Raw genomic sequence first — 10,565 nt, 5'->3', positions numbered from 1 at the left:
ATCGACCACCCCTTGGAATAGCGCAATGAAACTCAAGACCTCAACCATCGCCCTGTTGTTCGCCCTGACCGCGCCGTTGGCTCAGGCATTGGAGGCAGTGCCTTACGTCTACAGCAGCGTGGCCGAACAACCGGTCAACGCGAAGGATCGTGAAATCGCCGCGCTGTTTGATCAATGGAATAGCGCGTTGAAGAGCGGCAATGTGCAGAGCGTGGTCGACCTGTACGCGCCGAACGCCGTGCTGCAGCCGACGGTTTCCAATCAGGTGCGCACCACGCCGGCGCAGATCAAGGACTACTTCGATCACTTCATGGCGCTCAAGCCGGTAGGCCAGATCAACTTCCGTGAGATCCGTCCATTGGGCGCCAATGTGGCGATGGACAGCGGCGTCTACACCTTTTTCCTGACCGAGGCCGATGGCAAGACCCGTCAGGTGCAGGCGCGCTACACCTTCGTCTATGAGCAGGTTGGCGGGCAGTGGAAGATTCTCAACCACCACTCTTCGGCGATGCCGCAAACGCAGGTGCTGCACGCCGGGAAATAACTACGTCTTCGAGTAACCCGCTTTTTGTAGGAGCCAGGCTTGCCGGCGAAGGCGATCTGAAGGACGCCTTCGCCGGCAAGCCTGGCTCCTACATGTGCTCAGTTCAACGCCAAGTCGTCCGCAGGTTGCTGCCCCCGGGCTTGGGCAGCGAGTTGCAACTGGCAGGCGATCAAGGTGTTTTTCAGCAGATAGGCAATGGTCATTGGCCCGACGCCACCCGGCACCGGGGTGATTGCCCGGGCGACGGTGCGGGCGCTGGCATAGTCGACATCGCCCACCAGACGATCGCCGGATTCGCTTGCGATACGGTTGATACCAACATCGATCACCACCGCACCGGGTTTGAGCCAACTGGCGTCGATCAATTCTGGCCGGCCCACCGCGGCAACCACGATATCTGCCAACCGGCACAACGCCGGGGCGTCGACGCTACGCGAATGCACCACGCTGACCGAGCAGTTGGCCTGCAACAACAAGGTCGCCATCGGTTTGCCGACAATGTTCGAACGGCCGATAACCACCGCGTGCAAGCCGCTCAAGTCATCGCCACAGGTCTCGTGCAGCAAGCGCATGCAGCCACTGGGCGTGCACGGGGTCAGGACCTCCATGCCTTGCACCAGCCCACCGACGTTTTCCCGATGAAAACCGTCCACGTCCTTGATCGGGTCGATGGCATGAATCACCGCCTGCTCATCGATCGAGGCCGGCAAGGGCAATTGCACCAGGATGCCGGTCACCGTGGGATCGGCGTTGAGTTGTGCAATCAGTTCCAGAACCTGGGTCTGGCTGGCGGTTTCCGGCAGGCGGTATTCAAGGGAGCGGATACCGACTTCCTTGGCGCGCAGCAGTTTGTTGCGCACATAAACGTGGCTGGCCGGGTCGTCACCAACCAACAGGACGGCAAGAGCTGGATAGACTTGCTGGCCGGCGAGGGCCAGAACCTCTTCCCGGACCTCATCGAGAACCTGGGCAGAAATGGCTTTGCCGTCGATGTCACGGGCAAATGCGGGGGTGCTGCTGGTCAAAAGAGTCACCGTTGTCTGATTTAAAAGGGGGCAGTAATTATCGCGGCGTCTTTGCGCGACGATGATTCATCAGAGACATGCAGGCAAGGGGGCTCAGGCTACCAGTTGAGGGCAGGCGAATGCCACCGCAACACCGGAAGATAAGACAGGCAGCGCCTATAAGGAGCGTATTTGATCCTCCTTGCGGGTCAAGATCAAACTCAACAGCACCGAAGTCAGAATGATCCCTCCGACAACGGCCAGCGACCATTCGATTGGCATGTGAAGCCACGGTATCAGCGTCATTTTGGCGCCGATAAACACCAGTACGATCGCCAAACCGTATTTGAGCAGATGGAAACGGTCAGCCATGTCGGCCAGCAAAAAGTACAGGGCGCGCAGGCCCATGATCGCGAAGATGTTCGAGGTGAACACAATGAACGGGTCGGTGGTAATGGCGAAGATTGCCGGGATGCTGTCGACTGCAAACATCAGATCGCTGGCCTCGATCAGCACCAGTACCAGAAACATTGGCGTCGCCCAGTGCCGACCCTCTTTCAGCACAAAGAAGTGATCGCCATGAAACTCGTCGGTGACGCGCAGACGGCCGTGCATCCAACGCAATAAGGGATTTTTATCGAGATCAGGCCGCTGATGGGCGAATGCCAGCATCTTGATTCCGGTGATGATCAGGAACACCCCGAACGCATATAACAACCACGCAAATTGCGACACCAGCCACACACCCGCGAGAATCATCATCCCACGCATCACGATGGCCCCGAGCACACCGTACAGCAACACTCGACGCTGTAACTCCGCAGGTACGGCGAAGTAGCTGAAAATCATCACGAAGACAAACATGTTGTCGATCGATAGCGACTGTTCGATCAAATAGCCCGTGAAGAATTCCAGTGTTTTGCGTCGCGCAATCTCAGGCCCGAACTCGCCATGCAAGTACCACCAGAGCAATCCGGCGAAGGTCAGCGTTAGTGCACACCACGCAATCACCCAGCACGACGCCTCGCGCACCGATACCCGATGCGCTTTGCGCCCGCCAAAGACAAACAGATCCACCGCCAGCATGGCGACGACAAAGACAATGAAGGCGACCCACATCCAGAGTTCACCAATGTTCAAGGGTTGCATGTCGTTCTCCTTGTCTGGACTTATTCTGGAGTCGACGGAATCATGCTAGCGGGGAGGTTGCAGCGAAGAAAAATCGAATATTCTTTACCAATAATTCGTTATTGACGAAGTGTCGCTGATAATTCTCAACGCGAGCCGAACACCACCGCAACAGTGGCGTTCAGACGGGCCAGGATTGAGCCTCTCAATGCATCTTGCTGTGATCCTGCATGCCGAGCGCCCGAGTTTGGGCGTCAACCTTGATCGTCTCTTTTTCGCCCTTGGCGTTTTCCACGGTCAGGGTCAGGGGCACTTTATCGCCTTCCTTAACCTGAGTCGTCAGGTCCATCAGCATGATGTGGTAGCCATGGGGATCAAAGCTCACCGGTTTGCCGGCCGGCAGCGCGACGGACTCGACCTGGCTCATGCTCATCACATCGTCTTTCATGCTGGATTGGTGAATTTGCACGGTGTTTGCGACCGGCGACTGCACGCTGAGCAGTTTGCTGTCGCTGTCGGCCTGCAGGGTCATGAAGGCGCCGGTCGAATGCTGGCCGGCCACCGTCGCGCGAACCCAAGCGTCGTTCACCCGGGTTTGGGCGCCCACCTGCCAGGCCATGCCGATCAGGAAAAGGCCCAGGGTCAACTGTTTAATACGTGGTGCGTAGATTGAAGTCATCAGCAGACCTCCATGACGGTGAGCAGGTCTTCAGCACACTCTTGAGCGGTAAGGGACGCGGACAGCCCCAGGCGCAAAGTGCCTCGGGAGTCGAAAACGAAGCTGGTCGCGGTGTGGGAGAGGGTATAGGTCGAGCCGCTCGGGATTTTTTCAAAGAACACACCGAACTCCTTGGCGGTGGCGGCGGTTTCTTCCAGCGTGCCGTACAGCGCCTCGAAACTTGGATCGAAGGCTTTGACGTAGGCGTCGAGCATTTGCGGCGTATCGCGTTCGGGGTCCAGGGTGATGAAGATCACTTGCAGGCGTTCGCCATCGCGGCCCATCAGTTTTTTCGCCTGTGCCGCACGGGCCAGCGTCGTCGGGCAGACCGCCGGACATTGGGTGAAACCGAAAAAAACCATCGGCATCAGGCCCCGGTAGCTGCCCAGCATCCGGGTTTCGCCTTGGGCGTCCTTGAGTTTGAAGGTACGCCCCATGATCTTGTCGCTGAGGTCCTTGCCGTACTTGAACGACAGCTTGCTGCTGTCATCGCAGCCGGCGAGCAGGCCAAGGCTCAACAGGCTCATGCCTTGCAGGACCGCACGACGGGTATACAACGTACTCATGGAAAAAAGCATCCTGTGTAGCGACCGGGAATCTACAGTGGCTGATCAATCAGACGAAAAAAAAGCGCACGGATGTTAACAAACTGTTGCGCTATGGCGCTCAATCGATGGCCCGCCGGTCATGCGCCAAAAGGTCGCGGCCTCGGGATACATGAAAATTCAATGCCCCATGCACGGACGCATTGCAGATACCGGTAAGTTAAGCCGCGACGCGCTCTTCGTAGCAGCAGCCTCGCAGGCTCGATAGCTGCTACAAATCGCATTAGGGATTGGGTGGCTTTTAAACACGCGCTTAACTCACTGGCATTGCTCAAACCCAAATAGAACGTAGCTGAATGCACTTTTAAAGAGCAGGCCTGACAACGTGCACCAGTGCGAAGCGGTTTGCTGAGCTATTCCTTCCTCCAATTCCACCATTTGCCTAGCCGCTCGCGCAGACCTGCAAAGTTGACTCTCGCCTGATGAGACCCGCCTGGATCGCGGTCTTCATCGCATTCTTCCATCGTTCAGATGGTCGATGTTCCAACACTGAGGAAATCATAAACTGCAGACTGGCACAAAGGCTGCATTGTTCCCCTCAGGTCCATCGATAACAGATGGGCAGCCCCGTCGATCAACGAAGATCGACCGGCCGAGCAGGTCGTGGGCAACATCGGTGGATCCGGCGAAGGCGCCAGGTCGAACACCGCGAAGAACAGGCAAAGACGCCTGGAACCGAGAGGTTTCAGGCGTTTTTTTTTGCTTTTTTAACCGTGATTGGCTTTGGCTGGGTGCTTACTATGAATTCCAATGTTGCCGCATTGAATAAACTGCAAACGCTGATCGTGATCGGCAATGGCATGGTCGGACATCATTGTGTCGAACAGCTCATCGAGCGCGGCGCCCTCGACCATTACCGGCTGCATGTGTTCAGCGAAGAGCCGATGCGTGCCTATGACCGGGTGCATCTGTCCGAGTATTTCGGCGGTCGCGATGCCGAGTCGCTGGCCTTGGGTGAAGCTTCTTTGTACCAGACGCCGGGCGTCACTCTGCACCTGGGCGTGCCGGTGCTGGAAATCGACCGTGACCGCCGTCAAGTGATTACCGCACAAGGTTGCGTCGCGTACGACAAACTGGTTTTGGCCACCGGCTCTTATCCTTTCGTGCCGCCTATTGAAGGTGCAGAAGGCGACTCACGCCTGGTCTATCGCACCCTTGAAGACCTCGACGCGATTCGTGCCGCGGCGGCCAATGCCCGGCGTGGCGTAGTGGTGGGTGGTGGTTTGCTCGGTCTGGAAGCCGCCAACGCCCTGAAAAGCCTTGGCCTGGAAGCGCATGTGGTGGAATTCGCCCCGCGCCTGATGCCGGTGCAGCTGGACGAGCAGGGTGGCCTGGCGCTTAAGGCGCAAATCGAACGGCTCGGCGTGAGTGTGCATCTGTCCCGGGGCACGCAATCGATCACTGCCGGCGAGCAGTACCGTTACCGGATGAATTTTGCCAATGACGAATTCCTCGAAGCCGACCTGATCGTGTTCTCCGCCGGGATCCGTGCGCAAGATGCGCTGGCCCGCCAATGCGCGCTGGACATCGGGCCACGGGGCGGCGTGGTGATTGATGATCAATGCCTGACCAGCGATCCGAATATCTATGCGATTGGCGAATGTGCCGCCTGGAATGGCAGCCTCTTTGGTCTGGTCGCCCCTGGTTATCAGATGGCCCGTGGCGTCGCGACGCTGCTGTGCAATCAAGTGGCGGAGCCGTTCCAGGGCGCCGACATGTCGACCAAGCTCAAGCTGCTCGGCGTTGACGTCGGCTCCATCGGCGATGCCCATGCCCAGACCCCGGGTGCGCGCAGCTACCAGTTCATCGATGAAGCGACGGCCAGCTACCGTCGTCTGGTGGTGGATGCTGACAGCAAGCGCGTGCTCGGCGCAGTGCTGGTCGGCGACAACAGCTATTACGACACGTTGCTGCAATACATGCAGAACGACATTGCCTTGCCGTCGGAACCGGCCAGCCTGATTCTGCCATCGTCGACCGGCGCGCCAACCCTGGGCCCGGGCGCGCTGCCTGAGGCCGCGACGGTGTGTTCGTGCCATAACGTTACCAAGGGCTCGATCTGCTCAGCCATCGACGGCGGCTGCACCGACCTGGGCCTGCTCAAATCCCAGACCAAGGCGTGCACCGGTTGCGGGGGTTGCGCGGGGCTGCTCAAGCAAGTGTTCGAACATGAGCTGATTGCCCGTGGTGTCAGTGTCGACAAGAGCCTGTGTGAACACTTCGCCTACACCCGGCAGGAGCTTTATGCGCTGGTGCGGGTAGAAGGGGTGATCACTTTCGAAGAACTGCTGGCCAAGCACGGTCGCGGTCATACCGGGTGCGACGTGTGCAAACCGGCGGTGGGTTCGATCCTCGCCTCGTGCTGGAACCAACCGATCATGGATGCCTCGTTGGTGCCGTTGCAGGACACCAACGACACTTTCATGGCCAACATGCAGAAAAACGGCACCTATTCGGTGGTACCGCGTATCGCCGGGGGCGAGATCACCGCCGACAAGCTGATTGCGATTGGCGTGGTGGCGAAGAAATACGACCTCTACACCAAAATCACCGGCGGCCAGCGGATCGATCTGTTCGGCGCACAGTTGCATCAGTTGCCGGACATCTGGTCCGAGCTGATTGAGGCCGGTTTCGAAACCGGGCATGCCTACGGCAAATCGACCCGCACGGTGAAGTCTTGCGTGGGCAGCACCTGGTGCCGCTACGGCGTGCAGGACAGTGTGAAAATGGCCTTGACCCTCGAGGATCGCTACAAAGGCCTGCGCTCACCGCACAAGCTCAAGTTCGCCGTCTCCGGTTGCACCCGAGAATGTGCCGAGGCGCAAAGCAAGGACGTAGGCGTGATCGCCACCGAGAACGGCTGGAACCTCTACGTGGCCGGTAACGGCGGTATGCGTCCGCGTCATGCCGAGCTGTTCGCCACTGACCTGGACGACGAAACGCTGATCCGTTACATCGACCGCTTCCTGATGTTCTACATCCGCACCGCCGACAAGTTGCAGCGCACCTCGGTCTGGCGCGAAAGCCTGGAAGGAGGCCTCGATTACCTCAAGGACGTCATCATCAACGACAGCCTGGGCCTCGGCGCGGAGCTCGAATCGCAGATGCAACTGGTGGTCAACCGCTACGAATGCGAATGGGCCAACGCCCTCAAAGACCCTGAAAAACTCAAGCGCTTCCGCACCTTCGTCAACGATCAGCGCCCGGACCCGGACATCCATTTTGTTCAGGAACGCGGTCAACGCCGGCCGATCATGGCCGCCGAACTCAACCTTATCCCTGTCACCGAGGAGAATGCCTGATGAGTCAGTCCAATACCCAGCGTGTCGAAGTCCCTGCAACCGCGGCCAATGCTCAGGCGTGGCAGGCGGTGTGCAGCCAGCAGGATCTGGTCAGCAACTCCGGCGTTGTCGTCTGGCTCGACGGCGCGCAGGTGGCGCTGTTTTACCTGCCACAGGCCGAGGGCCGCACCCTCTACGCCATCGACAACCATGATCCGCAATCCGGCGCGAACGTCATCGGCCGCGGACTGATCGGCAGCCTCAAGGGTGATCTGGTGGTGGCGTCGCCTATCTACAAGCAGCATTTCCGTCTCGAGGACGGCAGTTGCCTGGAATACCCGGAGCAGCGCTTGCGGGTGTGGCCGGTGCGCCTGAACGCCGGCATCGTGGAAGTCGCGGCGGCATGACAGCCGCCCTGAACCGTATCGGAGAACGTTGATGAAGACAGCTGCACAGTTGCTCAAACTGAAAGTCGTGCAAAACCAGCAGGTGCACAGCATTGCGCCGGACCAGATGGTCCTCGACGCCCTGAAAATGATGGCCGAAAAAAACGTAGGCGCGTTACCCGTCATCGAAGGCGGGCAGGTGGTCGGCGTCATCAGCGAGCGCGACTATGCACGCAAAGTGGTTCTACAGGGCCGTTCTTCGGTCGGTACACCGGTGCGCGAGATCATGAGCGCACCGGTGGTGACCGCCGACAGTCAGCAGAGCATCGAGCGCTGCATGGCGGTCATGACCGACAGTCATTTGCGCCATCTGCCAGTGCTGGAGAGCGGTGAATTGATCGGACTGCTGTCGATCGGTGATCTGGTCAAGGAAGCCATCGTCGAGCAGGCCGACTTGATTCGGCAACTGGAGCACTACATTCGCGGGCATTGAGGGCCGGACGGGAACGAGCAGGCCATGGCTACGGTGCAGTAGACATGGCCTGTTCGGTACGGGCTTTAATTCGGGTTCAATACTCGTCAGCTCATCCAGTTGCCGCCATCGACGTTATAGGTTTGCGCCACGACATACTCACTCTCGTTTGATGCCAGGAAGATCGCCATGCCGACAAGATCGTCTGCCGTGCCCATGCGTCCGTAGGGCACTTCCTGACCCGCCAGCCTTTTCTTTTCCCCAAGCGGCCGGTTCTCATATTTGGCGAACAGCGCATCGACGCCGTCCCAATGCTCACCGTCCACCACGCCCGGTGCGATGGCATTCACGTTGATGTTATGGGGGATGAGATTGAGACCGGCCGATTGCGTGAGGCTGATCACTGCTGCTTTGGTCGCGCAATACACCGCGACAAGCGCTTCACCGCGTCGACCGGCCTGACTGGCCATATTGATGATTCTGCCGCCATGGCCCTGGCGGATCATCTGTTTGGCCGCGGCCTGCAGGGTGAACAGAGTGCCGGACACGTTGATCGAAAACAGCCGTTCGTAGCTCTCGCGAGAAATTTCCGTAATCGGTGCGAGATCAAACAGAGCCGCGTTGTTGATCAGGATATCGAGCTTGCCTGAGGTGGCGATGACCGCTGCGATAGCGCCGTCGATTGACTGCTGATCGGTCACGTCCATCTCGACCGCATAGGCATTCGGCCCCAGCTCGCCCGCAGTGGCTTGCGCGCGTTCCAGGTTGATGTCTGCGATCGCGACCGTAGCGCCTTCGCGGATATAGGCTTGCGCGAACGTTCTTCCGATGCCTCTGGCAGAACCGGTGATAAGGGCGCTTTTTCCTTCCAAACGTTTCATTTTTCCCATCCAATCGTTAGAGCTAAAGAGATGCCCGTTGAGGGCACTAAAAGCGCTCGTCAATCAGCGAAGCCCCCTGTAGGAGCGAAGCTTGCCCGCGAAGAACGATGACGCGTAATACCTGAAAAACCGCGGCGCATTCTTCGCGGGCAAGCCTCGCTCCTACAGGTTCTCCCACTGGTTCTGCGTCTTGATTTATCGTTATGTTGCTTATTTTGAATAATCAGCGCGCGAGGGCAGAGGACAGGCCGACGGATAGAAAAACGCGCTTGGGATGATCTTCATCGTGTTCTCCGCTCTGCGCCTTGGGCGGCAGAGGCACTTATTGTTGTTGTAATCCAGGATGCAAGTCATAGCCGCAACGGGATGAACACAGGATTACAGCAACCCAAGTGGTGAACAAACGAACGGCATACACCGCACTGATACTTTTTTAACCGGGCAGGACAGTGGAAAAAAAGTATCAGTGACCGCCACACAGGGCACTAGGCTTGCTGTCTGCTTAGTGTGAATCTGATAACAGCGCGGTGGAGTTTCGAGTCTCTTCGATTCGTCCCGGCTTCGCGGTAGCCTTGATAAAACCAACAAAAATGGAATCGCCAGGGTGATGAACCATTACGTAACTGCAGACAAGCCACCAGCGCTTGAAGTCATTCTGAACGAGCCCCAGCACAGCTTTCGTTGGTATGAGCATGACTATCCCTTCGACCTTGCGCGTTGGAATCATCATCCGGAATTCGAGATCCACCTGATCCGCGAAGGCAGTGGTCGGCTATTGGCGGGTGACTACATCGGCCTGTTCGAGGCCGGCCACGTCGCCCTGATCGGTCCAGGCCTGCCTCACGACTGGATTAGTGACCTGAACAAAGGGGAGGTGATTGCCGGCCGCGACGTCGTGTTGCAATTCGATGGTCAGATGCTGATGCAGCTGCGCGACAAGGTCCCTGAACTTAGCGAGTTGCAAAGCCTGTTTCGTCAGGCGGCCCGGGGCATCCAGTTTCATGGCGTGACCCGTAAAAAAGCGGCCCGACTGCTGGAAGAAATCGGTCAGTGCCAAGGATTACAGAGGTTATGCCTGTTCGTGTCGTTGCTGCATTTGTTGGCATCGGCCCCCGACACCGAGCGACAAACGCTCGCCAGCCTGCAATATGCGCCGATGCTCGACGCATTGACGGCCCAGCGCATGAGTATTGTCTTCGACTACATCCTCAACGATCTCGCGGATGAGCTGCGGATGTCCGTTATCGCCCAGCGCCTGGACATGAACGAACCGGCCTTCTCCAAATTCTTCAAGCGCGCCACTGGCCATACCTTCGTCGACCTGACACGCAAACTGCGGGTCCAGCGCGCCTGCCGTTTGCTGGCGCAAAGCAGTTTCAGCGTTGCAGATATCTGCTTTGAAGTGGGTTATGCCAACCTGTCGAATTTCAATCGGCACTTCCGACATGAAATGCAGGAAACTCCCAGTCAGTATCGGCAGCGGTTGCAGAGGGTGGTGGCGGTCAATCATTAAAGAGCACAAGATCCAAAGCTCGCAGCCATTGGC

10 protein-coding genes are annotated in these 10,565 nt (G+C 58.2%); 5 read left to right on the top strand and 5 right to left on the bottom strand.

Annotated elements, in window-relative coordinates:
- The first annotated feature begins 25 nt into the window (after window positions 1–25).
- Window positions 26–544 (top strand): SgcJ/EcaC family oxidoreductase, encoded by a 519-nt coding sequence (locus tag FHW68_RS18080; RefSeq protein ID WP_183681944.1) that lies wholly within the window; start codon window positions 26–28, stop codon window positions 542–544.
- A 98-nt stretch (window positions 545–642) separates the two neighbouring features.
- On the opposite strand, the gene FHW68_RS18075 is transcribed toward FHW68_RS18080, so the two are convergent.
- From FHW68_RS18075 to FHW68_RS18060, 4 genes are all read right to left on the bottom strand, one after another.
- Window positions 643–1,569: a bifunctional 5,10-methylenetetrahydrofolate dehydrogenase/5,10-methenyltetrahydrofolate cyclohydrolase gene (locus FHW68_RS18075; RefSeq protein WP_183681941.1), complete on the bottom strand. Its 927-nt coding sequence runs from the start codon at window positions 1,567–1,569 to the stop codon at window positions 643–645.
- A gap of 156 nt (window positions 1,570–1,725) precedes the next feature.
- Complete coding sequence (locus tag FHW68_RS18070; protein WP_311656206.1) at window positions 1,726–2,697, bottom strand: TerC family protein; 972 nt, start codon at window positions 2,695–2,697, stop codon at window positions 1,726–1,728.
- 184 nt (window positions 2,698–2,881) lie between these two features.
- Entirely contained in the window at window positions 2,882–3,355 is a 474-nt protein-coding gene (locus FHW68_RS18065) for a copper chaperone PCu(A)C (RefSeq protein ID WP_183681938.1), read from the bottom strand.
- Window positions 3,355–3,960 carry an SCO family protein gene (locus FHW68_RS18060; RefSeq protein ID WP_095631090.1) on the bottom strand — a complete coding sequence of 202 codons (606 nt, stop codon included), beginning with the start codon at window positions 3,958–3,960 and terminating at the stop codon, window positions 3,355–3,357. Before FHW68_RS18060 ends, FHW68_RS18065 begins: the two co-directional genes overlap by 1 nt.
- A 779-nt stretch (window positions 3,961–4,739) precedes the next feature.
- Between FHW68_RS18060 and nirB the strand changes: the two genes are divergently transcribed.
- The 3 genes from nirB to FHW68_RS18045 are packed head-to-tail and all read left to right on the top strand — an operon-like array spanning window position 4,740 to window position 8,159.
- Window positions 4,740–7,301: a nitrite reductase large subunit NirB gene (nirB, locus tag FHW68_RS18055; RefSeq protein ID WP_183681935.1), complete on the top strand. Its 2,562-nt coding sequence runs from the start codon at window positions 4,740–4,742 to the stop codon at window positions 7,299–7,301.
- Window positions 7,301–7,687 (top strand): nitrite reductase small subunit NirD, encoded by a 387-nt coding sequence (gene nirD, locus FHW68_RS18050; RefSeq protein WP_183681932.1) that lies wholly within the window; start codon window positions 7,301–7,303, stop codon window positions 7,685–7,687. Before nirB ends, nirD begins: the two co-directional genes overlap by 1 nt.
- Window positions 7,688–7,718: 31 nt before the next feature.
- Window positions 7,719–8,159 carry a CBS domain-containing protein gene (locus tag FHW68_RS18045; RefSeq protein ID WP_095631087.1) on the top strand — a complete coding sequence of 147 codons (441 nt, stop codon included), beginning with the start codon at window positions 7,719–7,721 and terminating at the stop codon, window positions 8,157–8,159.
- An 86-nt stretch (window positions 8,160–8,245) separates the two neighbouring features.
- On the opposite strand, the gene FHW68_RS18040 is transcribed toward FHW68_RS18045, so the two are convergent.
- Complete coding sequence (locus FHW68_RS18040; RefSeq protein ID WP_183681929.1) at window positions 8,246–9,019, bottom strand: L-iditol 2-dehydrogenase; 774 nt, start codon at window positions 9,017–9,019, stop codon at window positions 8,246–8,248.
- Window positions 9,020–9,626: 607 nt separating this feature from the next.
- Here FHW68_RS18040 and FHW68_RS18035 point away from each other — a divergent pair.
- On the top strand, window positions 9,627–10,532 hold the full coding sequence (locus tag FHW68_RS18035; RefSeq protein WP_095631085.1) for an AraC family transcriptional regulator: 906 nt from the start codon (window positions 9,627–9,629) through the stop codon (window positions 10,530–10,532).
- Window positions 10,533–10,565: the final 33 nt, after the last annotated feature.

Origin of the sequence: Pseudomonas sp. Tn43 (assembly GCF_014192635.1) — a bacterium.
GTDB lineage: Bacteria > Pseudomonadota > Gammaproteobacteria > Pseudomonadales > Pseudomonadaceae > Aquipseudomonas.
Note: the sequence above shows the minus strand (reverse complement) of the source record. Positions and strands in the feature narration are given on the sequence as shown.

Coding starts and splice junctions, on each gene's coding strand:
- FHW68_RS18080 (WP_183681944.1), top strand. CDS start 26: ATGAAACTCAAGACCTCAACCATCGCCCTGTTGTTCGCCCTGACCGCG.
- FHW68_RS18070 (WP_311656206.1), bottom strand. CDS start 2,697: ATGCAACCCTTGAACATTGGTGAACTCTGGATGTGGGTCGCCTTCATT.
- FHW68_RS18065 (WP_183681938.1), bottom strand. CDS start 3,355: ATGACTTCAATCTACGCACCACGTATTAAACAGTTGACCCTGGGCCTT.
- FHW68_RS18060 (WP_095631090.1), bottom strand. CDS start 3,960: ATGAGTACGTTGTATACCCGTCGTGCGGTCCTGCAAGGCATGAGCCTG.
- nirB (WP_183681935.1), top strand. CDS start 4,740: ATGAATTCCAATGTTGCCGCATTGAATAAACTGCAAACGCTGATCGTG.
- nirD (WP_183681932.1), top strand. CDS start 7,301: ATGAGTCAGTCCAATACCCAGCGTGTCGAAGTCCCTGCAACCGCGGCC.
- FHW68_RS18045 (WP_095631087.1), top strand. CDS start 7,719: ATGAAGACAGCTGCACAGTTGCTCAAACTGAAAGTCGTGCAAAACCAG.
- FHW68_RS18040 (WP_183681929.1), bottom strand. CDS start 9,019: ATGAAACGTTTGGAAGGAAAAAGCGCCCTTATCACCGGTTCTGCCAGA.
- FHW68_RS18035 (WP_095631085.1), top strand. CDS start 9,627: ATGAACCATTACGTAACTGCAGACAAGCCACCAGCGCTTGAAGTCATT.